Annotated in this window: 23 protein-coding genes; 9 read left to right on the top strand and 14 right to left on the bottom strand. The window is 69.7% G+C overall.

The window, feature by feature from the left end:
• Window positions 1-88 precede the first annotated feature (88 nt).
• Window positions 89-1,381 (bottom strand): M50 family metallopeptidase, encoded by a 1,293-nt coding sequence (locus tag P0Y48_01675; protein ID WEK13948.1) that lies wholly within the window; start codon window positions 1,379-1,381, stop codon window positions 89-91.
• A gap of 63 nt (window positions 1,382-1,444) precedes the next feature.
• On the opposite strand from P0Y48_01675, the gene P0Y48_01670 reads away from it, so the two are divergent.
• The 5 genes from P0Y48_01670 (at window position 1,445) to pflA (ending at window position 7,902) form a co-directional block, all read left to right on the top strand.
• The gene (locus P0Y48_01670) at window positions 1,445-2,038 is read left to right on the top strand and encodes a hypothetical protein (protein ID WEK13947.1); all 594 of its coding nucleotides are present in this window, start codon (window positions 1,445-1,447) and stop codon (window positions 2,036-2,038) included.
• Between the two features lie 86 nt (window positions 2,039-2,124).
• Window positions 2,125-2,826, top strand: a complete 702-nt coding sequence (locus P0Y48_01665) for a DUF1775 domain-containing protein (protein WEK13946.1) — start codon at window positions 2,125-2,127, stop codon at window positions 2,824-2,826.
• Window positions 2,827-2,893: 67 nt separating this feature from the next.
• Window positions 2,894-4,489, top strand: a complete 1,596-nt coding sequence (locus P0Y48_01660) for a UDP-N-acetylmuramoyl-L-alanyl-D-glutamate--2,6-diaminopimelate ligase (GenBank protein ID WEK13945.1) — start codon at window positions 2,894-2,896, stop codon at window positions 4,487-4,489.
• A gap of 157 nt (window positions 4,490-4,646) precedes the next feature.
• Window positions 4,647-6,908, top strand: a complete 2,262-nt coding sequence (gene pflB / locus P0Y48_01655) for a formate C-acetyltransferase (GenBank protein ID WEK13944.1) — start codon at window positions 4,647-4,649, stop codon at window positions 6,906-6,908.
• A gap of 34 nt (window positions 6,909-6,942) precedes the next feature.
• Complete coding sequence (pflA, locus tag P0Y48_01650; GenBank protein WEK13943.1) at window positions 6,943-7,902, top strand: pyruvate formate-lyase-activating protein; 960 nt, start codon at window positions 6,943-6,945, stop codon at window positions 7,900-7,902.
• Between the two features lie 82 nt (window positions 7,903-7,984).
• On the opposite strand, the gene dxr is transcribed toward pflA, so the two are convergent.
• On the bottom strand, window positions 7,985-9,076 hold the full coding sequence (gene dxr / locus P0Y48_01645) for a 1-deoxy-D-xylulose-5-phosphate reductoisomerase (GenBank protein WEK13942.1): 1,092 nt from the start codon (window positions 9,074-9,076) through the stop codon (window positions 7,985-7,987).
• A gap of 18 nt (window positions 9,077-9,094) precedes the next feature.
• Complete coding sequence (locus P0Y48_01640; protein ID WEK13941.1) at window positions 9,095-10,063, bottom strand: FKBP-type peptidyl-prolyl cis-trans isomerase; 969 nt, start codon at window positions 10,061-10,063, stop codon at window positions 9,095-9,097.
• A 116-nt stretch (window positions 10,064-10,179) separates the two neighbouring features.
• On the opposite strand from P0Y48_01640, the gene P0Y48_01635 reads away from it, so the two are divergent.
• Entirely contained in the window at window positions 10,180-10,959 is a 780-nt protein-coding gene (locus P0Y48_01635) for a lysophospholipid acyltransferase family protein (GenBank protein WEK13940.1), read from the top strand.
• 48 nt (window positions 10,960-11,007) lie between these two features.
• Here P0Y48_01635 and P0Y48_01630 read toward each other — a convergent pair whose 3' ends face one another.
• Window positions 11,008-11,481 carry an OsmC family protein gene (locus P0Y48_01630; GenBank protein WEK13939.1) on the bottom strand — a complete coding sequence of 158 codons (474 nt, stop codon included), beginning with the start codon at window positions 11,479-11,481 and terminating at the stop codon, window positions 11,008-11,010.
• 72 nt (window positions 11,482-11,553) lie between these two features.
• On the opposite strand from P0Y48_01630, the gene P0Y48_01625 reads away from it, so the two are divergent.
• A complete protein-coding gene (locus tag P0Y48_01625) occupies window positions 11,554-12,543 on the top strand; it encodes an asparaginase (GenBank protein ID WEK13938.1) in 990 nt (329 codons plus the stop codon).
• Window positions 12,544-12,575: 32 nt separating this feature from the next.
• A complete protein-coding gene (gene ald, locus P0Y48_01620) occupies window positions 12,576-13,691 on the top strand; it encodes an alanine dehydrogenase (protein WEK13937.1) in 1,116 nt (371 codons plus the stop codon).
• A gap of 6 nt (window positions 13,692-13,697) precedes the next feature.
• Here the strand turns inward: ald and P0Y48_01615 are convergent, their stop codons facing one another.
• From P0Y48_01615 to P0Y48_01605, 3 genes are all read right to left on the bottom strand, one after another.
• Complete coding sequence (locus tag P0Y48_01615) at window positions 13,698-16,457, bottom strand: FtsK/SpoIIIE domain-containing protein (GenBank protein WEK13936.1); 2,760 nt, start codon at window positions 16,455-16,457, stop codon at window positions 13,698-13,700.
• A gap of 66 nt (window positions 16,458-16,523) precedes the next feature.
• Window positions 16,524-17,312 carry a protein phosphatase 2C domain-containing protein gene (locus tag P0Y48_01610; GenBank protein WEK13935.1) on the bottom strand — a complete coding sequence of 263 codons (789 nt, stop codon included), beginning with the start codon at window positions 17,310-17,312 and terminating at the stop codon, window positions 16,524-16,526.
• A gap of 98 nt (window positions 17,313-17,410) precedes the next feature.
• Window positions 17,411-18,145 (bottom strand): large exoprotein, encoded by a 735-nt coding sequence (locus P0Y48_01605; protein ID WEK13934.1) that lies wholly within the window; start codon window positions 18,143-18,145, stop codon window positions 17,411-17,413.
• Between the two features lie 166 nt (window positions 18,146-18,311).
• On the opposite strand from P0Y48_01605, the gene P0Y48_01600 reads away from it, so the two are divergent.
• A complete protein-coding gene (locus P0Y48_01600) occupies window positions 18,312-18,767 on the top strand; it encodes a DUF4282 domain-containing protein (GenBank protein ID WEK13933.1) in 456 nt (151 codons plus the stop codon).
• Window positions 18,768-18,773: 6 nt separating this feature from the next.
• Here the strand turns inward: P0Y48_01600 and yaaA are convergent, their stop codons facing one another.
• The 7 genes from yaaA to P0Y48_01565 form a co-directional block, all read right to left on the bottom strand.
• A complete protein-coding gene (gene yaaA / locus P0Y48_01595) occupies window positions 18,774-19,523 on the bottom strand; it encodes a peroxide stress protein YaaA (GenBank protein ID WEK13932.1) in 750 nt (249 codons plus the stop codon).
• 62 nt (window positions 19,524-19,585) lie between these two features.
• Window positions 19,586-19,846 (bottom strand): F0F1 ATP synthase subunit epsilon, encoded by a 261-nt coding sequence (locus tag P0Y48_01590; GenBank protein WEK13931.1) that lies wholly within the window; start codon window positions 19,844-19,846, stop codon window positions 19,586-19,588.
• 1 nt (window position 19,847) lies between these two features.
• Window positions 19,848-21,296 (bottom strand): F0F1 ATP synthase subunit beta, encoded by a 1,449-nt coding sequence (atpD, locus tag P0Y48_01585; protein ID WEK13930.1) that lies wholly within the window; start codon window positions 21,294-21,296, stop codon window positions 19,848-19,850.
• A gap of 24 nt (window positions 21,297-21,320) precedes the next feature.
• A complete protein-coding gene (locus tag P0Y48_01580) occupies window positions 21,321-22,226 on the bottom strand; it encodes a F0F1 ATP synthase subunit gamma (protein WEK13929.1) in 906 nt (301 codons plus the stop codon).
• 33 nt (window positions 22,227-22,259) lie between these two features.
• Complete coding sequence (gene atpA / locus P0Y48_01575) at window positions 22,260-23,900, bottom strand: F0F1 ATP synthase subunit alpha (protein WEK13928.1); 1,641 nt, start codon at window positions 23,898-23,900, stop codon at window positions 22,260-22,262.
• Window positions 23,901-23,971: 71 nt separating this feature from the next.
• A complete protein-coding gene (locus P0Y48_01570) occupies window positions 23,972-24,760 on the bottom strand; it encodes a F0F1 ATP synthase subunit delta (protein ID WEK13927.1) in 789 nt (262 codons plus the stop codon).
• On the bottom strand, window positions 24,760-25,317 hold the full coding sequence (locus P0Y48_01565; protein WEK13926.1) for a F0F1 ATP synthase subunit B: 558 nt from the start codon (window positions 25,315-25,317) through the stop codon (window positions 24,760-24,762). The genes P0Y48_01570 and P0Y48_01565 overlap by 1 nt, the downstream gene beginning before the upstream one ends.
• Window positions 25,318-25,330: the final 13 nt, after the last annotated feature.

Genomic DNA, 25,330 nt, shown 5'->3' with positions numbered 1-25,330 from the left:
CGTCCTTTCGTCATGGGAACCGTGTCATCCCCACAGCGAACGGACAAGTGCGATTTCGACACGTCACGAAGAAATCGTCAGCGCGACGTCAGCCGAACAGCTGCACCGGATTGACGATGTCGGCCAGGATGAGGACGCCTCCCATGACGATGAGGGCGATCACGACGACGAAGGTCACCGGCACGAGCTTCGTGGCGTCCACCGGCTTCGGCGGCGGGCGGCGGAACATCCGCGCCCAGGCGCGCTTGATGCCGTCCCACAGCGCGACGACGACGTGGCCGCCGTCGAGCGGGAGAAGGGGGATGAGGTTGAAGACGAAGAGGGCGATGTTGAGGCCCGCGAGCAGCTCCAGGATCGCCGCGGCGCGATTGAGGATCGGGGCGTCGACGGCCGCCACTTCACCGGCGAGACGACCCGCGCCGACGACCGACAGCGGACCGTTGGGGTCTCGTTCGGCGCCCGTGAACATGTCGACGGCCGTCTGATAGACCTTGGCCGGGAGCTGCCACAGGATGCCGGCGATCTGACCCGTGCGCTCGACGGCGGTCTGCGGGCCTTCCCAGATCGGCTGCGGTACGTAGGCGACCGTCGCCGTCATGCCCACGAAGCCGACCTCCGCCGTCATCACCTCGCCGTCGGGCCCCATGACCTCCCGCTCGGCGGGCATCGGCGTCACCGACAGGGTGACCTGCTCGCCGTCGCGATCGACGACCACGGGGATCGTCTCGTCGGCGGCGGCCTGGATGATGATCGACGCCTCGGCGAACGTCGAGACGGGGGTACCGGCGACGGAGACGAGCACATCGCCCGGAAGGATGCCGGCCTCGGCGGCCGGCGAGGCCGGGTCGTCGGCGGTGCACGCGGTCTGCGTCGATCCGGCCGGGAGCACGCACTCGTTCACCGACGCGATCGTCGTGGTCGCCGTCTGCAGGCCGATGCCGGACAGCACGATGGTGAGCAGGACGATCGCCAGCAGGAAGTTCATCAGCGGACCGCCCAGCATGATGACGACGCGCCGCCACACCGACAGCTCGTAGAACGCCCGACGCTCCCCGGCGCCGTCGAGGGTTTCATCGTTGGCGGCCCGGGCGTCCTGCACCATCGTCGCGAAGAAGCCGCCCGTGGCTCGGCCCTCGCGGCGCGAGGGCGGGTACATGCCGGCCATCGAGATGTAGCCCCCGAGAGGAAGGGCCTTCACGCCGTACTCGGTCTCGCCGATCCGCCGTGACCACAGGGTCGGGCCGAACCCGATCATGTACTGGCCGACGCGCACGCCGAACTTCTTCGCGGGCAGGAGATGCCCGATCTCGTGGAGAGCGATCGAGACGGCGAGGCCCACGACGAGCAGCAGCACGCCGATGACGAATGCGAGGACGGTCACGATCGCACACAGTACCCCGACCGGCTAGGAATTGGCCGCGCGCCGCCCAGGTAGGCTCGTGGTGTGGAGCGGGAGCGGCAGGGCGTGCGACGTGTGACCCGTCGGCAGCGCGCGCTGCGGGGCACCGCGTCCAGTGCCGTCGCCGTCACGGTGACAGCCACCGCCCATACGCTCGCCGGCGGCGGGGCACCGGCCTGGTGGCTCCTCCTGGCCGTGACGCTGCTGGCATCCCCGATCGCCGTGGTCCTGGTCGGTCGGCGCCCATCGCTGCGGGGTACCGTCGCCGCAGCGATCGTCTCGCAGGCTGCGCTGCACGCTGCTTTCGCCGCGGTGGGAACGGGAGGCGCGTCGGTCACGACCACACCCCACCACGCCCTCCCTGCGCTCTCTCCCGTGTCGGTGTCGCACCTGCACCTCGATGCGCCCATGATCGTCGCCCACGTCCTCGCTGCGGCCGCGACCGTGCTCCTCCTCCAATACGGCGAGCGGGCGCTCCGCCGCATCGCCCGCGGCATCCGTCGACTGCTCACCCGCGCGCTCCCGACGCTCGACATCCCCGTCGCACGCGCGGCGCGGAGCACTCCCGCCGGCGCACTCCCGCGCCCGGTCTTCCTGTCCGCGTTGTCTCGACGAGGTCCTCCCGCGCTCGCGCGGTGACCTCAGCCTGCCCTCACCCCGAAGGCAGAACCTCCGTGGCGCGCACCGCGCCGCGGCCCTCGTCGAACGACCACAGAAAGCACACCATGACCACCTTCGTCCCTGCCCGCCGCTCCCGTCTGCTCACGGGCGGACTCGTCCTCGGCGGCGCGCTCGTCCTGGCCGCACCCCTGGCCGCTTCCGCGCATGTCCACGTCACCCCCGAAGCGGCCAGCGCCTCGGCATCCACCCGCCTGTCCTTCAGCTTCAGCCACGGCTGCGAGGAGTCGCCCACGACGAGTCTCGTCGTGACGATCCCCGAGGGCGTCGACGCCGTGACGCCCGTCGTCGACGGGGCGTGGACGATCGAGCGCGAGCTCGGCGCGAATGGCGTCGCGACCCAGGTCACCTACACGGCCGTCACGCCCGTCGACGACGGCCTCAGCGCCGCGGTCGCGATGGATGTCGTGTTCGCCTCGTCCGTGGCCAACTCCGAAGTGGCCTTCCCGATCGTCCAGCAGTGCGAGACCGGTCAGACCGACTGGATCGAGGTGGCCGACGAAGGCCAGAGCGTTGATGACCTCGAGGCGCCCGCGCCCGTTGTCTCCGTGGGGTCGGTCGCCGAGACCGACGACCACGGTCACGCGGCCGAGGAAGGCGACCACGCGGAAGGCGACCACGAAGAGACGGATGCCGCGGCCACCGAGTCGTCGGCTGCCGACCCCGTGGCCCGGTGGCTCTCGGGCGGCGCGCTCGCGGCGGCCCTCGCGGCTCTGGCGGTCACCATCGTGCGCCGGCGCCGCGCCTGATCGTCGCTGACGCGTCCGCGGCGACCTCACGGTGACGGACGGGCTCGGGTGAGAGGATGGAGGCGCTATGGCCGACATCGCCCCGACCCCGCCCGTCCTGCGTCCGGAGAACCCGCCGGGTCACCTCCTCGCCGAGCTCGCGGCCCGATTCGCGGAGCGCACCGTCGGCGAGCTCGCCGACGCGGCCGTCACCGGCATCACGCTCGCGACGGCCGACCTGCGTCCGGGTGAGGTCTTCGTCGCCCTGCAGGGCGTGAATCGGCACGGAGCGGAGTTCTCCGCCGACGCCGCCGCGAAGGGCGCGATCGCCGTGCTCACCGACGAGGCGGGCGTGCCCGAGGCACGGGCCGCCGGGCTCCCCGTGCTCGTCGTCGAGGAGCCTCGGTCGCGCCTCGGCGAGATCTCGTCGTGGGTGTACGGGACAGATCGCGACATGCCCCTGCTGCTGGCCATCACCGGCACCAACGGCAAGACGAGCGTGTCGCACCTCGTCGAAGGCATGCTGCGCGCCCTGGGGATGACGACGGGGCTGTCCTCCACCGCCGAACGTCACATCGCCGGACAGGTGATCCCCTCGCGTCTCACCACTCCGGAGTCCTCCGAGATGCATGCACTCCTCGCCCTCATGCGCGAGCGCGGCGTCGAGGCGGCGATGGTGGAGGTGAGCGCACAGGCGCTGTCGCGGCACCGCGTGGACGGCATCGTCTTCGATGTGGCGGGTTTCACGAATCTCACCCACGATCACCTCGACGACTACGGGGACATGGCGACCTACCTGGAGGCCAAGCTCGACCTGTTCCGTCCCGAACGTTCACGACGCGCCGTGGTGTGCGTCGACTCGCCGGAGGGCCGCGAGGTCGCGAGGCGCAGCAGCGTGCCGGTCACGACAGTGCTCACCCCGGCGCTCGCCGACGGCCCCGTCGAGGCCGACTGGACCGTCGACATCCTCGAGGAACGGCAGGACGGCACCTGGTTCCGCCTGCACCACCGCGACGGTCGCGACGTGGTGACGACCGTGCCGGTCATCGGCGGCCACATGGCATCCAACGCCGGGCTCGCGATCGTCATGCTCCTGGAGGCGGGCGTCGCCGCCGACGACCTCTTCGGGCTGGTGCGCGACGCGCGGATCCCGGCGGAGCTGCCGGGGCGGATCCAGCGGGTGTCCGGACCCGACGGTCCCGCGGTGTACATCGACTTCGCCCACTCCCCCGACGCGTTCGTGAAGACCCTCGACGCGGTCCGCCACGTCACCCCCGGCCGCGTGATCATGGTCACCGCCGCGAACGGCGACCGCGATGTCACCAAGCGCGCCGAGATGGGCGCGACGGCGGCGCAGGGCAGCGACATCCTGGTGATCACCGACCAGCACCCTCGGTCCGAGGACCCTGCCGGCATCCGCACCGCGCTCATCGCAGGCGCCCGCGCGGCGCGCCCGGATGCCGACATCCACGAGGTCGTCCCGCCGGAACGCGCTATCGAGGTCGCCGTCCAGCTCGCCGCTGCCGGCGATGCGATCGTGTGGGCGGGTCCCGGGCATCAGCACTACCGAGAGATCTCGGGGGTGCGCGTTCCGTTCGATGCCGCCGAGGCTGCCCGAGCCGCTCTGACGGCATCCGGTTGGCCGACCGACGCCGCCCACGGCAAGAGCACGATTGTCGACTGACGACAACGCACGATTTTTCCCGGCGGGTTCTCCGCCATACTTCGCACACCCTCCTGTTGTGGTCTGACCACACGCGGTACCCTGGGGTCATCCGGCACGCCGGGCGGGTATCGCACCCCTCGTCGTGACCGATCCCACGAGGAAGCAAGGAAGCGAAATGACCATCGTCACCCCCACCGCACAGGACGAACTGCCCGCCGCCTGGAACGGATTCACCCCCGGCCCCTGGCAGGACGACGTCGACGTGCGCGACTTCATCCAGCGCAACTACACGCCCTACGACGGCGACGACGCGTTCCTGGCCGGCCCCACCGCGCGCACCACCCGCGTGTGGGACACGCTCGCCGCGATGTTCCCCGAAGAGCGCGCCAAGGGCATCTACGACGTCGACGCTCACACCCCCGCCGGCATCACGGCGCACGCGCCGGGCTACATCTCCCGCGAAGACGAGATCATCGTGGGCCTGCAGACCGACGCTCCCCTCCGCCGCGCCATCATGCCCAACGGCGGGTGGCGGATGGTCGAAGGAGCGCTCGACACCTACGGCTACGAGGTCGACAAGACGCTCAAGACCGTGTACACGGAGTACCGCAAGACCCACAACCAGGGCGTCTTCGACGCATACTCCCCCAACGTCCGCGCCGCTCGCAGCAGCCACATCATCACCGGCCTTCCCGACGCCTACGGCCGCGGCCGCATCATCGGCGACTACCGCCGAGTTGCCCTCTACGGCGTCGACGCGCTCATCGCCGCCAAGAAGGTCGACAAGCTCGGCCTGGACACCACCCCCTTCACAGAGGAGGTCGTGCGCCAGCGCGAGGAGCACGCCGAGCAGATCCGCGCCCTGCAGGAGCTGAAGACGATGGCCGCCTCGTACGGCTTCGACATCTCCGGGCCGGCCACCGACGCCCGAGAGGCCGTGCAGTGGCTGTACTTCGCCTACCTCGGCGCGGTCAAGGAGCAGAACGGCGCCGCGATGTCGCTCGGCCGCACCTCCACGTTCCTGGACGTCTTCATCGAGCGCGATCTCGCCGCGGGCACCCTCACGGAGGAGCAGGCACAGGAGATCATCGACGACTTCGTCATCAAGCTGCGCATCGTGCGGTTCCTGCGCACCCCCGAGTACGACGCCCTGTTCTCCGGCGACCCGACCTGGGTCACCGAGACGATCGGCGGCGTGGGCGAGGACGGCCGCCCTCTCGTGACGAAGAACTCCTTCCGCTACCTCCAGACGCTCTACAACCTCGGCCCCGCCCCGGAGCCGAACATGACCGTGTTCTGGAGCCCCGCGCTCCCCCAGGGCTTCAAGGACTTCTGTGCGCGGGTCTCGATCGACACGTCCGCGGTCCAGTACGAGTCGGATGACATCATCCGGCCCGCGTGGGGCGACGACGCGGCCATCGCCTGCTGCGTGAGCCCCATGCGCGTCGGCAAGCAGATGCAGTTCTTCGGCGCTCGGGTGAACCTCGCCAAGACTCTGCTGTATGCCATCAACGGCGGCCGCGACGAGGTCACGGGCGCCCAGATCTCGCCCGTCGCCGCCCCCGTCGGCGACGGACCGCTCGACTTCGACGACGTGATGGCGAAGTTCGACGTCACGATGGACTGGCTCGCCGAGACCTATGTCGAAGCGCTCAACTGCATCCACTGGTCCCACGACAAGTACGCGTACGAGCGTCTCGAGATGGCCCTCCACGACAAGGATGTGCTGCGCACCATGGCGTGCGGCATCGCCGGCCTGTCGGTCGCGACCGACTCGCTGACGGCCATCAAGTACGCCACGGTGACGCCGGTGCGCGATGAGCGCGGCATCGTCGTGGACTACGTGACGGAGGGCGACTTCCCCACCTACGGCAACGACGACGACCGGGCCGACGACATCGCCGTCGACCTCGTCGAGCGCTTCATGGCCAAGATCCGCCGCCACCCGATGTACCGCAACGCCCTTCCGACGCAGTCGGTGCTCACCATCACCTCCAACGTCGTGTACGGCAAGGCGACGGGCAACACTCCCGACGGTCGCCGGGCGGGTGAGCCGTTCGCGCCGGGAGCGAACCCGATGAACGGACGGGACACGCACGGGATGCTGGCCTCGGCCCTCTCGGTGGCCAAGCTCCCCTACGACCAGGCACAGGACGGCATCTCGCTGACCAACACGGTCGTCCCGGCGGGCTTGGGACGCACGAAGGACGAGCAGATCCGCAACCTGGCCGGCCTGCTCGACGCGTACGTCGGCTCCGAGGGCTATCACATGAACGTCAACGTGCTGAACCGCGAGACGCTCGAGGATGCCATGGAGCACCCGGAGAACTACCCGCAGCTCACCATCCGCGTCTCGGGCTACGCCGTCAACTTCGTGCGGCTGACCCGCGAGCAGCAGCTGGACGTGCTGTCGCGGACGTTCCACGGGTCGCTCTGAGCCGGCTCACCTCGACCCGAGAAGAGCTGACGACATGGCCGCGACGATGCTCCGTCGCTCCGCGAGCGACGACCCCGGTCGCCCGCACCCCGAACCGGAGGTCCCTGCCCTCCCCGACGACGCGGTGCGCCTGGAGGTTCCCCTCCAGGCGCCCGCGGCCGGCGGTCGTCGCACCGGCGCCGGCCTCGACGGCCTGCACGTCGAGGCCGTCGACCACCACGATCGCCTCGCGGCGATGCGCGACGGGCGTCTCGGGTCGGTTCACTCCTGGGAGCTCGTGACGGCCGTCGACGGGCCGGGCACGCGTCTCACCACGTTCCTCAGCGGCTGCCCGCTGCGCTGCCTCTACTGCCACAACCCCGACACCCTCGCGATGAAGGACGGCGCCCCGGTGACGGCAGAGGAGCTGCTCGCGCGGATCGCTCGATACCGGGCCGTCTTCCAGGCTACGGGCGGCGGGATCACCCTCTCGGGCGGCGAAGTGCTCATGCAGCCGGCCTTCGCGGCCCGCATCCTGCGCGGCGCGAAAGCCCTCGGCGTCCACACCGCGATCGACACGTCCGGCTACCTCGGACGCAATGCCGGCGACGCGATGCTCGCCGACACCGACCTCGTGCTCCTGGACGTCAAGAGCGGCGACCCCGATGTCTACCGCCGCGTGACCGGACGCGAGCTCGAGCCGACGCTCCAGTTCGGGCGGCGCCTGGCCGCCATGGCCGACGGTCCCGAGGTCTGGATCCGCTACGTCCTCGTGCCGGGTCTCACCGACGACGCGGCGGGGATCGAGCGGGTCGCGGCCTACGCCGCCTCGCTGAACGAGATCCGTCCCGGCGCGGTCTCCCGCGTCGAGGTGCTCCCCTTCCACCAGATGGGGCGCGACAAGTGGGAATCGCTCGGCCGCACCTACGAACTCGACGACACGCCCGCCCCGACGGCCGAACTGGTCGACCGCGTGCGCGAGGTGTTCCGCTCGCACGGGCTCACGACCTACTGACGCCCCTCCGACCGCCCGCTCCCTGCGCGGGCCCGTCGCTCGACCCGCCCCTCCGCTTCCGGGGCGGGGCGAGCGGCATACGTCAGCGTGCGAGACCCGCGGCGATGAGCCGATCGGCTTCGGCGCGCGCCCACCGCTCGGTGTCGGCGAGGGTCTCCCGCGTCAGCTCGGACGGCGCATCGTGCGCGTCCACGACGCGCTCGATCGTGTCGACGATGTCGAGGAACGCGATCCGGCCCTCGTGGAAGGCGTCGACCGCCTGCTCGTTGGCGGCGTTGAACACGGCCGGGTAGGTGCCGCCGGCGCGACCCACCCGCTTGGCGAGCGCGACGGCGGGGAAGGCGCGCTCGTCGAGCGGCTCGAACGTCCAGGCCGTCGCCTGCGTCCAGTCCAGGGGCACACCGACACCCGCGACCCGGTGGGGCCAGTCGAGGCCGAGCGAGATCGGAAGACGCATGTCGGGGGGCGATGCCTGCGCGATGGTCGACCCGTCGTCGAACTCGACCATGGAGTGCACGATCGACTGCGGATGCACGACCACGTCGATGGCGTCGTACGGCACACCGAAGAGCAGGTGCGCCTCGATCACCTCGAGCCCCTTGTTCACGAGGGTCGCCGAGTTGGTGGTGACGACCCGCCCCATGTCCCACGTCGGGTGGGCGAGAGCCTCGGCGGGTGTCACGCCCGCGAGCTCGCTGCGCGCCCGACCACGGAAGGGTCCCCCGGATGCCGTGAGCACCAGACGCCGCACCTCCGCCTCGGTGCCCGCACGCAGCGCCTGGGCGATCGCGGAGTGCTCGGAGTCCACGGGCACGATCTGGCCCGGCGCGGCGAGCGCGGTGACGAGGTCGCCGCCCACGATGAGGGACTCCTTGTTCGCCAGCGCGAGCGTGCGCCCCGTTTCGAGGGCGGCGAGCGTCGGGCCCAGTCCGACCGACCCCGTGATGCCGTTGAGCACCACATCTGCCTCGACGTCGCGGACGAGGCGTTCGGCCTCCGCCGCTCCCAATGCCACATCGGCGACGCCGAACTCGGCCGCCTGCGCCGCGAGTCCTGCGCGGTCCGATCCGGCGGCGAGACCGACAACCTCGAAGCGGTCGCGGCGCGAACGGATGACGTCCAGCGCCTGTGTGCCGATGGAGCCGGTGGAACCCAGGATCAGGACGCGACGCATAGACGTCAGCCTAGGGCGTCACTCCGATTCGACGTGCTGGGCGCCGAGGATGTCGACGACGAAGACGAGCGTCTCGCCCTTGAGGTCGGTCTCGTTGATCTCGCCCTCGCCGTAGCCTTCGGCGGGCGGGATGACGACGAGCACCTGCGAGCCCACGGGGAAGCCGGTGAGGGCCTTCTGGAAGCCTTCGACGAAGCCCGTGGTCTGCGCCGCGTAGGGCGTGCCGTCCCACGTCTGATCGAACACCTCGCCGTTGGACCAGCGCACGCCGTAGTACTGGATGAGGACGTAGTCGCCGTCCTGCACCTCGTAGCCGTCACCCTTCTTGAGGGTCGCGACCTCCGTCTCGGTGGGCGGGTCGGCGTCCGGGATCTCCACGCTCGGCGTGCCGTCCTCGGCGAGGGTCACCACCGGCATCCCGTCGACCGGATCCTGGGACGCGCCCCACGCCGCCGTGGGCACGATGTCGAGCACGTCGATCACGTAGACCTCGGCGGCGATCGCCGCTGCCGTCTCGGTGGCGGGGGTCGCGGGGAAGGTGGCGACGACGCGGGTGCCGGGGCCGTTGCAGCCCAGGATCTGACCGAGCGGGCTCTCCGCCGAGATCTGAGACGGCATGAGTTCACCGGGCTTGTAGCCGAGAGTGACCAACTCGTCGCCTTCGTCGGCACCGTAGGCCGTCAGCGCGTAAGAGATGTAGTCGCCGGCGGACGTCTGCTCGCCGTCGCCCTCGGTGAGGACGGTGGCCTGGAGTTCGTCGACCTTCAGGGGAGAGTCGAACTCGATCGTGGGGGCGGAGCCGAAGTCGCCGCCGACCGTGACCGACTCGGATGCCGCGCCCGACGGAGCCATCGCGTCGCACAGATCCACGGCTGCCGTGGACGTGGGCGCAGGGGACGCAGCATTGCCTCCGAGACCGGAGCACCCGGCCAGCAGAACGGCCGACGCGGCGGCGATGGACACGGTGACGAGCGGGCGCAGACGCACGGAGGTACCTCACGATGGGAAGACGGGGACGCTCCCATCCTTGCTCACTTTCTTCTGTCCCGGCTGTGAGCCCCGCCATGCCGAGGTGAGCATGGAATCGGGAGTACCCTCGTCTGGTGACCGAAGAGCAGACGCCGGAGGCGCAGACCCCTCCCCCGAACGCAGAGGACGTCTCGCGGGTCGGTTTCACCTACTTCGTCGGCCGCTGGATCGTGGCACCGCTCGCGAGGTTCCTGTATCGCCCGCGGATCGAAGGCGTGAAGCACATGCCGCGCAAGGGCCCCATCATCCTGGCGAGCAACCATCTGTCGTTCATCGACTCCTTCGTCATCCCGATGTTCGCGCCGCGTCCCGTCTACTTCCTCGCCAAGTCGTCGTACTTCGACGGCAAGGGCTTCAGCGGCTGGATCAGCCGTCACTTCTTCACGGCTATCGGCGCCACGCCGGTGGAGCGCGGTGCGGGCCAGGCGGCCCTCGACGCCCTCGACCAGCAGCGGCGCATCCTGCAGTCGGGTCGAGCGATCGCGCTCTATCCCGAGGGCACCCGATCGCTCGACGGCCGGCTGTACAAGGGCCGCACGGGCGTCGCGTTCCTCGCGCTCGAGACGGGTGCCCCCGTGGTGCCGGTCGGGCTCATCGGCACGAACGAGGCGATGCCCGTCGGCGCCAAGTGGCCGAGGTTCTCCCCCCGCATGACCATCCGCTACGGCGAGCCGATCGACCTCTCCCACCACGGGCCTGCTTCGTCGGGTCGCGCGCGCCGACTCGCGACCGACGAGATCATGGCCGCGATCCACGCGCTGTCGGGTCAGGAGCTGGCGGGCGCCTATAACGAGGCCCCCGCTCAGAACCCGGTCGAGCGGCTGAAGCAGGTCCTGCCGCACGAGCGCCGCTGACGGCATCCGTTCGTCGGCTCTCCGGGGAGCGACCCGCCCGCCGGATCGCTAGTTCGCGACGAGGATGGTCGGCTCGTGCCGCACGGGGAAGTTCACGCTGTTCGCGATGAAGCACCACTCGTGCGCCTGCGCGTGGGCGGCGAGCGCGGCGTCGCGCATGCTCTCGTCGGCGATCGTGACCACCGGGTGGAGCATCACCTCGGTGAAGCCACCCCCGCCGCGTCCGTCTTCGACCATCGTGCCCGTCGCGTCGTCGGTGTAGGCGACGACGACGACACCCGCCTGCACGCACGCATGCAGATACGACAGCAGGTGGCATTCGGAGAGGGCCGCCAGGAGCAGGTCCTCGGGGTTCCAGCGACTGGGGTCGCCACGGAACGGCTTGTCGCTGGACGCCGCGATGTCGGGCTTGCCGGCGACCGAGAGCGTGACCGAACGGTCGTAGTCCCGGTAGCCGCTGGTGCCGGTGCCCCGGTCGCCGGTCCAGGTGGCGCGGAGCGCGTAGCGGTGTTCGCCGATCATGTCGCCAGTCTGCCATCGGAACGCGCCTCCGGCTCCATGGCGAACGAGGGCCGCGGCGATAGGCTGGCGGACGTGACGCAGACTTTCGCCGTGCCCGCCGCCGTCCAACTCGCGGTCGTGGAGCGCAGCGGTTTCGTCGAGTCGCGTCACAGCGGGTCGGCGATCGTCCTCGACAAGGACGGTGTGGTGATCGAGACCCTCGGAGATGTCGAGGCGCCCATCCTGCCCCGCTCGAGCCTCAAGCCGCTGCAGGCCCTCGGATGCGTCACGGCGGGCGCCGCCCTCGAGGGCGAGCGGTTGGCGCTGGCCACCGCCAGCCACTCGGGCACCGACCGCCACGTCGCCGTCGTCCGCGACATCCTCGACGCCGCTGGGCTCGATGAGTCCGCTTTGGGGTGCCCTCCGGCGTGGCCGGGTGACACCGAGACGCGTGACGAGTTGGTGCGTCACGACGGGTCCCCCGCACGGGTGCGGATGAACTGTTCGGGCAAGCACGCCGCGATGCTGCTCGCGTGCACCGTGAACGGCTGGGACACTGCGTCGTATCTCGACCCCGCGCATCCCCTCCAGGCGCACCTCCGGGAGGTCATCGAGCGCCTCACCGGGGCCCGCGTGTCAGCGACGGCGGTCGACGGCTGCGGGGCACCCGTGTACGGGATGAGTCTCACGGCGCTCGTGCGCGCCGTTCACCGAATCGGCGCTTCGTCGGAACGCTCGCCGTTCGCGCTGCACCGGTCGGCGGGGGCGCTCGTGCGGGCCGTCCGCGAGAACCCGTGGACCATCGACGGCCCCGGACGGCCGGACACGATCGCGATCGAGCGCCTCGGGGTGTTCGCGAAGGGCGGCGCCGAGGGCGTCATGGTGATGGTCGCGCCCGACGGCACGTCGGTGGCGCTGAAGATGCTCGACGGGAGCGGACGGGCGGCGACGGCTGTCGCTGTGGCGCTTCTGGAGAAGCACGGCGCACTGGCATCCGCCGACGTGGCCGCGACCATGGCACAGCTTCCGTTGTCCGTTTCGGGCGGCGGTCAGGACGTCGGCGCGATCCGCCCGACGGTCTAGGAGCCCGTACCCGGGCGCGGAGAGGAAACCCCATGAGGATCAGCGTTCCCACCGAGATCAAGAACAACGAGTATCGCGTCGCCCTCACCCCTGCGGGTGTGCACGATCTCGTCGCTGCGGGCCACGAGGTGCTCGTCCAGCGGGGAGCGGGTCTCGGCTCATCCATGTCCGACGCGGAGTACACGGATGCCGGGGCGGTCCTGCTCGACGACGCCGCCGAGGTCTGGGCGCGGGCAGAGCTGCTCCTCAAGGTGAAGGAGCCGGTCGCCGCCGAGTACGACTACTTCCGCGACGATCTGGTGCTGTTCACCTACCTCCATCTGGCGGCGGATCGCCCGCTCACCGAACGGCTCGTCGCCGATCGAGTGACGGCGATCGCGTACGAGACGGTTCAGCAGGCAGGTGGCGGGCTGCCCCTGCTCGCGCCGATGAGCGAGGTCGCCGGACGTCTCGCGCCGACGGTGGGTGCTGCCACCCTCCTCCGCTCCGCTGGGGGGCTCGGTCTGCTGATGTCGGGCGTCCCGGGCACGCGCCCTGCGACGGTGACGGTGATCGGCGGCGGTGTCGCCGGTGCCAACGCTGCGGTGATCGCCGCCGGTCTGGGCGCCGACGTCACGATCTTCGACACGAACATCCAGCGTCTGCGCTTCCTCGACGATCATTTCCAGGGACGCGTCAAGACAGCCTCCTCCAATCCCCTCGACCTCGATCGCGCGGTCGTCGGAAGCGACCTCGTGATCGGCTCGGTGCTCATCCCGGGTGCCAAGGCGCCCAAGCTGGTGACGAACGACATGGTCAGCCGCATGCGGCCAGGATCGGTGCTGGTGGACATCGCCGTCGACCAGGGGGGCTGCTTCGAAGACACCCGCCCCACCACCCACGCCGATCCGACATTCGCAGTGCACGGCAGCATGTTCTACTGCGTGGCCAACATGCCCGGTGCGGTGCCGAATACGTCGACATCCGCGCTGACCAATGCGACCCTCCCCTACGTTCGGCGCATCGCCTCGCTCGGGTGGGAGCAGGCGCTCACGGCGGACGCGTCGCTGGCAACGGGTCTGAACACGACGGGCGGAGCTGTCGTGAACCCCGGCGTCGCGGCGGCGCACGGTCTCGAACTGACGCCGTTGGCCGACGTCCTGAGCTGAGCCCCGTCATACCGGCAGCACGATACGTCGTGTGGACCCGTCGGGTGTGCGCAGCCATGCCCGACGCGCCCTCGGGAGCGCGAAGGGCGGTATCTCCGAAGATCCGGTGATGGTGCGGTACTCACTCGCACACGCCGTGTCGACCACGAGCTGCGCCTCTGCCCGCGCACCCGCCAGCAGCCGCCACTGCGCCAGCCATCCGTCCGGCGTGCCCCACAGCACGCCCCCGCGGCGCAGCTCGGCGCCTGTCGTGTCGATGCGGTCGATGGCGACACCGCCGGAACGCCAGCGATCGAGCGTCGCTCGCGTCGCGGATGTGTCGGGGGCGATGAACGCCACCGGCTGACGCGCCGGCATCCACGTCTCCACGGCGACGGCAGGCTCCGAGGTGGGCGCGTGCTGGGGCTCAACCCAGAGGCTCTGTACGAGGATGCCGTCGCACCGCCCGCGGCCCGGGCGACACCGCGCGTAGTCGGCGCTCTCTCCCCCGGCGGCAACCCAATCGGTGCGAGACGCATGATCGAGCAGGAACCGCCGCGGGATCGCATCCGCGACGCGCGCGACGGCGCCGCCCGGACGCTGGGCGGACACGATGAGCCGGATGCCCCGAGATCTCGACTCGCGCGCCAGCTGCTCGAGCCGGTCCCGCACCACCAGAGCATGATCGGCGCCGAGTCGGGCCAGGAGCAGGTCGAGGTCGTCGGCGAGGATGACCGAACCGGGAGTGGCCTGCTCGGCGCGCCCGACGGCATCCCACCCTTCTTCTGGCTCCGCGGAGATCACGATCGCGTGGTGCGTCTGCGAGGCGATCGCGCGAAGGACCGACGTGCGTCCGCTGCCGGAGGCGCCGAGCACCAGGAGGCCCGGCTCATCAGCGGAGAGAAGAAGCGGACGTTGCCGCTGGAGGTCGGGTTCGTCCGCGATTCCGAGGACGATCGCTCCGGGCGGTGACCCCGTCACGAGATTTCCCGGTTCGATTCGCTCCGGCAGCGAGGGCAGCCACGGCTTTCGGGCCGGCGGGTGACCGGCGGCCAGGATCGACGGGAGCACGGCGGGGTCGCTCCGGGAGACCCGCACGGTGCGGGGAGCGGCGTCGGCCGGCCCTCGCACGAGGCAGACACCGCGTTCCTCGGGCCGACCCGACAGCGCGGCCGCGTCATCGACGCCCAGGACGGCGCGAGAGTCCGCGGGATCGGATACGCGCAGCGCGAGCCGCAGCGGCGCGTTGGCGAGCACCGCGTCGCGGAACACCCCTGCGGATCGCTGCGACGCGAGAATGAGGTGCATCCCGAGCGCACGGCCTCGCGCGGCGATATCAGCGAAGAGATCGTGGAGCGGCGGGTGGGCGGCCACCAGGGCGGCGTACTCGTCGACCACCACGACGAGGCGGCCGAGGGCATCTCCCGCCTCCTCGACGTCGCGCGCACCGACGTCGGCCAACACACGCTCTCGGTGACGTAGTTCCGCGCGAAGGCTCCCGATCGCTCTGACCGCGGCGGCTTCATCGAGGTCGGTCAGCACCCCCGTCACGTGGGGCAGCCCCGCGAGCGCGTCGAACGTGCGACCACCCTTGAAGTCGACCAGCAGGAAAGACACTTCGTGAGGCGTTCGGATGGCAGCAAGAGCCGCGACCCAACTGGTGAGGAGTTCGCTCTTGCCCGCGCCCGTCACGCCGACGACGACCGCGTGCGGCCCGTCTGCAACGAGGTCGACCACGGCAGGACCGGTCGCGTCGACACCGACGATCGCGGGCAGCGTATCGCCAGCCGGTGCTTCCCGGCCCGAAGCAGATGCCGATGCCGATGCCGACGCGAGGAGCGCGGAGAGCGCCGGCGGCTCCTCCGAGCGATCGCGCATGTGCCCAGCCCTGTCGATGAGCCACCTCACCACGTCTCGAGCACGATCGTGGGAGACGAGCTCCACCTCCACCTCCGTGCTGATGCTGCCGTGCTCCACTCGTGCGCGCCCGGCAGCGACGAGTGTCACGACGACCGCGCACCGCGGCGGGGGTGGCCCGTCGCCGATGCAGACGATCGGGATGTCCACGGCATCCGCGGCAGCACTCACCGCGGTGAACAAGCCCAGTGACGTCGCCCCGGGGCTCTCGTGGTGCGGCAGCGCGGCGAGGTCCGGCTCCCCGGCGACCTCCAGCCGCAGACGCCTCGGCGGTTCGATCAGACACATCTGAAGGACGAGACCCCGTGCGACCGCAGTCGACCACACCGCGGGGCCGACGATGGCGATGCCCGCTCTCGCCGGTACGACGACGGGAGCGCCTTCCAGTGACCGCGCGACACGACGAAGCTCGCGCCCGTCGTCGTCGCCTGCGCCGCCGTCGAGCCGAACCGTGCTGAGAGTCTCTCCCCTGCCGATAACGAGGAGCGATCCGCGCCTTTCCACCGGGCGCCAAACGTCGTCGGGGCGTCTCGCGAACTCGGCGACATCCGGATGGCGCGCCCACAGCGTGCGCCGCTCCTGCTCATGGCGATCTTGCACGCCGTCGCGAACCTCCGCGAGCTGTCGGACGTACTCATCGCGCGACCGACGTTGGGCACGGCGACTGCTCCGCTTGCCGTCGAAGAGTGCCGCAACGGCGACGACGGGACCGAGGGCTGCGAACCAGAGCGCGTAGGGCGATCCCGTGACCGCCCACAACACGACGGCACCGCCGACCGGAACGATCGCCGTCCACAGCGCGAACGGAGGGTGCACGGGCGGGGCCGGAGCCGTCGGCATGCGAATCGGCTCATCGAGGAGTGAGGTCACCCCCACAGTCCAGCGTCCACCGCGCCGCGTCCGTCCGCCGGAACGTCGATCTGTGGACGAGCTGGCTCAGTCCTCAGCCGGGGAGGAGCCCGCGCGCGCGACGTTAAGCACGATGATCGTGATGTTGTCGCGGCCGCCGTTCTCCAGCGCAGCCTCGAGCATCGCGTCGACCGCCTCGGTCGGGTCTTCGTGCTGGAGCAGGAAGTGCAGGATGCCGTAGTCGGTCAATTCCTTCGTGAGGCCGTCGCTGCACACCACGAACCGGTCGCCGTCGACGACCTCCAGCTTCACGTAGTCGGGAGCGACACCGTCGGACGGGCCTACGGCACGCGTGATCACGTTGCCGTACGGGTGGTTCTCCGCCTCTTCCGGACTCAACCTGCCGGCGGCGATGAGCTCCTGCACGACCGAGTGATCGGTGGTGATCTGCGCGAGGCTCTCGTCGCGGAAGAGGTAGACGCGGGAATCGCCGATGTTGAGCGTCACCCACGTCGGTTCCTGACCGCTGACGTCGAGGTAGACGCCCGTCACGGTCGTGCCGGTGCCCTCGTCGGTCGCCTCCGGGTGAGAGTCGATGTCGGCGACCGCGCGCCCGAGTGCCTTCTCGACCGCCTTGGTCGTGACGGTGCCTTTCTCGGCGACCGTTCGCAGGCGGGTGATCGTGCTGGTGGAGGCGATCTCGCCGCCGATGTGACCGCCCATGCCGTCAGCGACGACGAAGAGGGGGTACAGCGCGAGCACGGCATCCTGATTCACATCGCGCCGACGACCCCGATGGGTCACTTCCGACCAGGCGAGCTCGATATCGCCATCCGGCAACGAGACCGTATGCCTCTGCGTCGCGGATTCGGCCACGCTCCCACCCTTCCTGATCGTCGGTGGACGTGGTCACACTCTAGTGGACGGGCCTGTGGCGCCCGGACAGCGCCACAGGCCCGTGCCGTTCAGAATCCTCAGGTGCGGGGCGGCTCCGGCGCGGTCGGCGGCTCCGTCGTGGGCGGCTCCGGCGCGGTCGGCGGCTCTGTCGTGGGCGGCTCGGGCGCGGCGGGCGGCTCAGGCGCAGCGGGCGTCTCGGGCGCGGCGGGAGCGGCCGGAGGCGTCGTGCTGGCGGCTGGCGGGGTGGCGGGAGCGGCCGGCGGCGGCGTGACGTAGCCGGGGGCGGTCACGGGGTTCGCCGGGTAGCCTCCCGCCGGCGCCTGGCTCGGGATGCCGGCCCACGTCGTGGTGTCCGAGAGGAACGCGTTGCCGGCCCACGGAGCAGCCGGAACGTTGAGGTTCCAGCGCGACTTGTCGAAGGCGTTGATTCCGAGCCAGACCGGGGACAGGAAGAAGTACAGGATGACCCACACCGCTTCCTTCTGCAGCTTGAGCCCCACACGCCATGCGGCGAGGAGCGCGATGATGTGCATCGCGAGGCCGAGGATCGTGCCGAGCCCGGGGACCCAGAAGAGCACCACCGCGGCACCGCCGGCGATCAGTACGAGCCACGGGCTGAGGTCGCCGAGCTTGCTGAACACCATGAAGTTGTAGATCGGCACCCAGGCGCGCCACCTGCCCTGCACGCCGGCCTTGTCGAAGATCTTCATGAGGAAGTAGGCCGTCACCACATACACGGCGACGCCGAGCAGGAAGGTCAAGAAACCCACGACCGCCAATGCGGCAAGTGCGGTTCCGTCCGAATAGTCCATCTCGATCCCTTTCCGAGGGCGATGACGACGGCGAGCCGTCGGCCGAGGGTCTCGGCTGGTGCCATGCTAGCGAGCAGCCGCAGCGGTGCACAGGATCTCCACACCGGGAGTTCTTCACGGGTCGCGACCGCCGTTGCGCGCGATGAAGCCGACGGAAGGAACCGCCATGACCGACAGCACACCCACCCCTCCTCCGCTTCCCGACCGTCCGGCGTCCGAGGCCGCCGCGGCATCCGCTCCGGCAGCGGTCGACGACACGGGCGTTCCCCGTCTGGTGGGCGAGGTCGACGACATCGGGCGCGGATTCCTCGCCGCCCTGTTCGACATCTCCTTCACGACGTTCATCACCCGTCGGCTTGCGAGCGCGTTCTATCTCGTCGGCCTCATCGCCGTCGGGATCGGCTTCATCGCCGCGTTCTTCGGGGGCATCATCGGCGGCATCAGGGCGCTCTGGTGGAACCTCGGCGGAGGGATCTCCCTCATCGTGTCGACCGTGATCGTCGTGCCGATCCTCGCGTTCATCGCTGTCGTCGTGCTGAGGTTCGTGATCGAGTCCGTCGTCGCGCTCATCGCGATCGCGGAGAACACCGAACGCACGGCGCAGAACACGCACGAAGGCTGAGACAGCTCAGACCATCAGCTCGATCTCGCCGGGCTTCCCGTCTCGCAGTTCCCACCCGTGCGACGACGCCCAGGACGCGAAGCCGCCGAGAGACCGCACTCGAGGACGGCTGAGCGCCAGCGCACGCACCAGCTCCCCCTTGGCGTGCTTGTTGAAGTGGTTGAGTGCCCGCACCACCCCGTCGGCGCCCGCGGTCACGACGCGCACGTACGCGTGCGGGATGTCGGCGGGCACGGGCCCGAGCGCCGCGTACGCCTCCGAACGCAGGTCGAGCACGAACGACGGCGCCAGCTCGCCGAGGGCGGCGGTCACGGCATCCGCCCAGTGACGGCGCAACGGAGGGATGCCGGGAAGCGACGCGCCGGCGGCGAGGCGATAGGCGGGGAGACCGTCCAGGGCGGCGACGGGGCCCACCGGCGCAGAGTGGATGAGCACGTGGCCGTGCAGCCAGCGTCGCGCCGGAGCGGGCAACGTCGCCGCGTCGAGCGCGTCGAACAGGACGCCCGTGTAGCGGTCCACGGCGGGCATCGTCGGGCTCTCGCGCAACGTCGCATTGGCGATGAGGTCACCGCGCTGACGCTCACTCAGCTTGAGGACCCGCATCGCCTCGTCCTCATCGGCGCTCAGGCCGACGAGCGCGGTGATCGCCGCGTCCCGCGCCTCACGCAACGACGGCAACGCGAGGGAATCCACATCGAGCGGCGCTCCGGTGCCTCCCGGACGCTTGGTCTCGGAGGGCGGCAGCAGGATCAGCATGAGGATCGGACTCCGGGAACGGCAACGCCGCCCGGCGGAACCGGGCGGCGTTGCGACGTGTGTCAGGACTGCAGGCTGGCGTGGCCGGCGACGATCCGCAATTCGTCGGCCTCCATCGAGAGGAAACCGTCCTGCGCGCTGGCGATGACCTTCGTGCCGTCGACCTGCGTGATGCGGACCTGGCCCTCGGCGAGGATGGCGAGAACAGGCTCGTGACCGGACATGAAGCCGATCTCGCCCTCGACGGTCTTCGCGACGACGAGGGATGCCTCACCGTGCCAGACCTCCTCCTCGGCGGAGACGAGGGTCACCGTCAGTGCCATGTCAGCTGTTCTCCTTCTGGATCTTCGCCCACTTCTCCTCGACGTCGGAGATGCCGCCGACGTTGAAGAATGCCTGCTCGGCGACGTGGTCGAAGTCACCCTTGACGATCGCGTCGAACGACTCGACGGTCTCCTTGATCGGGACCGTGGAGCCCTCGACGCCGGTGAACTTCTTCGCCATGTAGGTGTTCTGCGAAAGGAACTGCTGGATGCGGCGCGCGCGGGCGACGACGACCTTGTCCTCTTCCGAGAGCTCGTCGACACCGAGGATCGCGATGATCTCCTGGAGTTCCTTGTTCTTCTGGAGGATCTGCTTGACCGCGGTCGCGACCCGGTAGTGGTCGGCGCCGATGTACCGCGGGTCGAGGATGCGGCTCGTCGAGGCGAGCGGGTCGACGGCCGGGTACAGACCCTTGGAGGCGATCTCACGGGAGAGCTCGGTCGTGGCGTCCAGGTGGGCGAACGTGGTCGCCGGAGCCGGGTCGGTGTAGTCGTCGGCGGGCACGTAGATCGCCTGCAGCGAGGTGATCGAGTGACCACGCGTCGAGGTGATGCGCTCCTGCAGCACACCCATCTCGTCGGCGAGGTTGGGCTGGTAGCCCACCGCGGAGGGCATGCGCCCCAGCAGCGTGGAGACCTCGGAGCCGGCCTGCGTGAAGCGGAAGATGTTGTCGATGAACAACAGCACGTCCTGCTTCTGGACGTCGCGGAAGTACTCCGCCATCGTCAGGGCCGAGAGAGCGACGCGCAGACGCGTCCCCGGCGGCTCGTCCATCTGACCGAAGACGAGAGCGGTCTTGTCGAAGACACCCGCCTCCTCCATCTCGTGGATGAGGTCGTTGCCCTCACGGGTACGCTCGCCGACGCCGGCGAACACGGACACACCACCGTGGTCCTGCGCAACGCGCTGGATCATCTCCTGGATGAGGACGGTCTTGCCGACACCGGCACCACCGAAGAGGCCGATCTTGCCACCCTGCACGTAGGGGGTGAGGAGGTCGATGACCTTGATGCCGGTCTCGAACATCTCGGTCTTCGACTCGAGCTGGTCGAAGTTCGGCGCCTGGCGGTGGATGCCCCAGCGCTCGGTGATCTCGATCGTCTCGCCGGGCGCCGCGTTGAGCACCTCGCCGGTCACGTCGAAGACGCGACCCTTGGTGACGTCACCCACGGGAACGCTGATCGGGCCGCCGGTGTCGCGCACCTCCTGGCCGCGGACCATGCCGTCGGTGGGCTTGAGCGAAATGGCGCGCACGAGGTCGTCGCCGAGGTGCTGCGCGACCTCGAGGGTGATCTCCGTCGACGCGCCGTCGATGGTGATGGTGGTCTTGAGCGCGTTGTAGATGTCGGGGATCGAGTCGTGCGGGAACTCGATGTCGACGACGGGGCCGGTGACGCGCGCGACGCGACCGACGACCGTGGTCGCTTCAGCGGTGGCGGTGGTGGTCATGATGTGTCTCTTTCGGTGTGGTCGTTACTTGCCCGATGCCAGGGCGTCGGCGCCGCCGACGATCTCGGCGATCTGCTGCGTGATCTCGGCCTGACGCGCGTTGTTGCGCAGGCGGGTGTAGTCGGTGATGAGCTTGTCGGCGTTGTCGCTGGCCGACTTCATCGCCTTCTGCGTCGCGGCGTGCTTGGCCGCGGAGGACTGCAGGAGGGCGTTGAACACTCGGCTCTGGATGTACACCGGCAGGAGCGCGTCGAGGACGACCTCCGGGCTCGGCTCGAACTCGTAGAGCGGGTACACCTGCGACGGAGCGCTCGCCTCGGCCTCATCGGCCTCGACGACCTCGAGCGGCAGCAGGCGCACCGTCTCGGGCGACTGCGTCATCATGCTGATGAAGCGGTTGTACACGAGGTGGATCTCGTCCACGCCGCCGTCTTCGCCGCCGAGGTCATACGCCTCCAGCAGCGCGCCCGCGATCTGCTCCGCCGTGTTGAAGTGCGGAGTATCGGTGTCGCCCGTCCACTCCCCTGCCCACGGCATCTGCCGGAACTGGAAGAAGCCGACCGCCTTGCGTCCGACGAGGAAGTAGACCGGCTCGCGGCCCTCGCTGCGCAGCAGCTCACCCAGCTGCAGACCCTCACGGAGAATCTGCGAGTTGAACGCGCCGGCGAGACCGCGGTCGGACGCGAAGATGACCACCGCGGAGCGGCGGATCACGTCACGCTCGGTGGTGAGCGGGTGCTGGACGTTGGAGTGGGTGGCGACGGCAGCGACGGCCTGCGTCACGGCCCGCGCGAAGGGCGAGGACGCGCGCACGCGCGCCATCGCCTTCTGGATGCGCGAAGCCGCGATGAGTTCCATCGCCTTCGTGATCTTCTTGGTCGTCTGAGCAGAGGAGATCTTCTGCTTGTAGACCCGGAGTTGTGCGCCCATAGGTTCTGCGTCTCAGGTGTCAGACGACGCGGCTCAGCCGCGACGTCCCTTGACGATCTTCTCCTGGTTCACGTCGTCGACGTTGGCCGCCTCGACTTCCTCGTGACCGGGCTTGTTGATGGCCTGGCCCTTGCCGCCCTGGAACTCCAGGACGAACGCGTCGGTGACCTTCTCGAGCTCGGCGAGCGTGTCGTCGTCGAGGACGTTCGTGTCACGCAGCGTGTCGAGGATCGACGTGTTGCGCTTGAGGTAGTCCAGGAGGTCCCGCTCGAAGCGGAGGACGTCCTCGACGGCGATCGAGTCGAGCTTGCCGTTGGTGCCGGCCCAGATCGAGACGACCTGCTCCTCGACGGGGTACGGGTCGTACTGGGGCTGCTTGAGCAGCTCGGTCAGACGCGCACCGCGGTCGAGCTGACGGCGCGACGCGGCGTCGAGGTCGGACGCGAACATCGCGAACGCCTCGAGGGAGCGGTACTGCGCGAGCTCGAGCTTGAGCGTTCCGGAGACCTTCTTGATCGACTTCACCTGCGCGTCGCCACCGACACGGGACACCGAGATGCCCACGTCGACCGCGGGCCGCTGGTTGGCGTTGAAGAGGTCGGACTGGAGGAAGATCTGGCCGTCGGTGATCGAGATCACGTTGGTCGGGATGTAGGCCGACACGTCGTTCGCCTTCGTCTCGATGATGGGCAGACCCGTCATCGACCCGGCACCGAGCTCGTCCGACAGCTTCGCGCAACGCTCGAGCAGACGCGAGTGCAGGTAGAACACGTCGCCGGGGTACGCCTCGCGGCCCGGCGGGCGACGCAGCAGCAGCGACACCGCACGGTAGGCCTCGGCCTGCTTGGAGAGGTCGTCGAAGATGATGAGGACGTGCTTGCTGTCGTACATCCAGTGCTGACCGATGGCCGAGCCGGTGTACGGCGCAAGGTACTTGAAGCCGGCCGGGTCGGATGCCGGGGCGGCAACGATGGTCGTGTACTCCATCGCGCCGGCGTCTTCGAGGGCGCCCTTGACCGACGCGATCGTCGAGCCCTTCTGGCCGATCGCGACGTAGATGCAGCGGACCTGCTTGTTCGGGTCGCCCGACTCCCAGTTCGCCTTCTGGTTGATGATCGTGTCGATCGCGATCGCGGTCTTGCCCGTCTGGCGGTCGCCGATGATGAGCTGACGCTGGCCGCGGCCGACGGGGATCATGGCGTCGATCGCCTTGATGCCGGTCTGCATCGGCTCGTGGACGCTCTTTCGCGCCATAACGCCGGGCGCCTGGAGCTCGAGTGCGCGGCGGCCGGTGGTCGCGATCTCGCCGAGGCCGTCGATCGGGTTGCCGAGCGGGTCGACGACGCGACCCAGGTAGCCGTCTCCGACGGCGACCGAGAGCACCTCACCCGTGCGGGTGACCTTCTGGCCGGCCTGAATGCCGGAGAAGTCTCCGAGCACGACGACACCGATCTCGTTCTCGTCCAGGTTCAGCGCGAGGCCCTCGACACCGTTATCGAAGCGCACGAGCTCGTTCGCCATGGCGCCGGGGAGACCCTCGACGTGGGCGATGCCGTCGGCGGCGTCGATGACCGTGCCGACCTCGGTCGCGGAAGCCGCGGTGGGTTCGTACGCGGCGACGAAGTCTTTCAGCGCGTCACGGATGACGTCGGGGCTGATGGACAGTTCTGCCATGGTCTTCCTTTGTTGTGAAAGTCGATGCAGGCGATGCCTGCGGTCCGCTCCCCGGTGGGAGCGGGGAAGTTCTAGCCAGCCAGTCGCTGACGCAGATCGTGGAGGCGGGCGGAGACGGTCGCGTCGATGACGTCGTCACCGATCTCGATCCGCAGGCCGCCCAGGACACCCGGGTCGACGACGGTGTTGAGCGCCACATCGGCGCCGTACCTCGAGGCGAGCGACGCCCGCAGCCGTGTGAGCTGGTCGGCATCCAACGGGCTCGCGGCGTACACCGTGGCGACGGTGCGACCGCGCTGGTCGGCGACGAGGCGCAGCGCACGGTTGAGCAGGGTGCGGACCCTCCGCTCGCGAGGCTGCTGCACGAGCGACGACACGATGAGCGTCGTCGCCTCGCTGGCGCGTCCGCCGAGGATCGACTCGATGAGCTTCCCCTTCGCGGATGCCTCACCCAGACGGCTGCCGAGGGCCAGCTCGAGCTCGGGGTTCGCCGCGACGGTGCGCGTGACCTCGAACAGCTCACCTTCGACGTCGACCTGCGGAGCGGCGAGCGAGGCGGCCCGGATGGCGAGCGCCTCGATGCCGGCGACGAGGTCGTCGAGCGAAGACCAGCGCTGCGCAGCGGCGGTGGTCACGAGCGACACCGTCGCAGGCTGCAGCCCGGCGAACACCTGAGCGGCCACGCCGGCACGCGCCTCGCCCGGGATACCCCAGGACGAGAGTGCGCTGCTCAGCTGCGACGACTCGCTGATCGAGCGCGCGGCGAGGAACAGCTCCTGAGCGATGCTCAGGTCGCCGATCTTCGTCGTCGCGAGCGCCGCGTCGGTCGCGGCGAGCGCCTGCGTGGTCGCGCTGCCCATTACTTGGCCGTCTCCGACTCGAGGTCGGCGAGGAAGCGGTCGACGACGCTCTTGGCCTTCGTGTCGTCCGCGAGGGTCTCGCCGATGACGCCGCCGGCCAGGTCGAGCGCGAGCGTGCCCACCTCACTGCGCAGCGAGACGAGAGCCGACTGACGCTCGGCCTCGATCTGCGTGTGTGCGGCAGCCGTCAGGCGGGCAGCCTCGGTGGAGGCGTTCTCGCGCGCCTCGGCGACGATCTTTTTGCCGTCCTCACGGGCGGCGTCGCGGATCTCGCCGGCTTCCTTGCGCGCCTCGGCGAGCTGCGAGGTGTACTCCTCGAGTGCGGCCTCGGCACGACGCTGGGCCTCGTCGGCCTTCGCGATGTTGCCCTCGATGGCAGCAGAGCGTGCGTCGAGCAGGGCCTTCATCCGCGGAAGGGCGACCTTCCAGAAGACGAAGAGGATGACGGCGAAGCAGACACCCGACCAGATGATGTCGTACCAGGCGGGGATGAGGGGGTTCTTGGCCTCCCCCTCCTCCGCGGCCACGATTGAGGCCTGGACAAGAGCGTTCAGCATCCTGTCTCCTTCA

Origin of the sequence: Candidatus Microbacterium phytovorans (assembly GCA_029202445.1) — a bacterium.
GTDB lineage: Bacteria > Actinomycetota > Actinomycetes > Actinomycetales > Microbacteriaceae > Microbacterium > Microbacterium phytovorans.
Note: the sequence above shows the minus strand (reverse complement) of the source record. Positions and strands in the feature narration are given on the sequence as shown.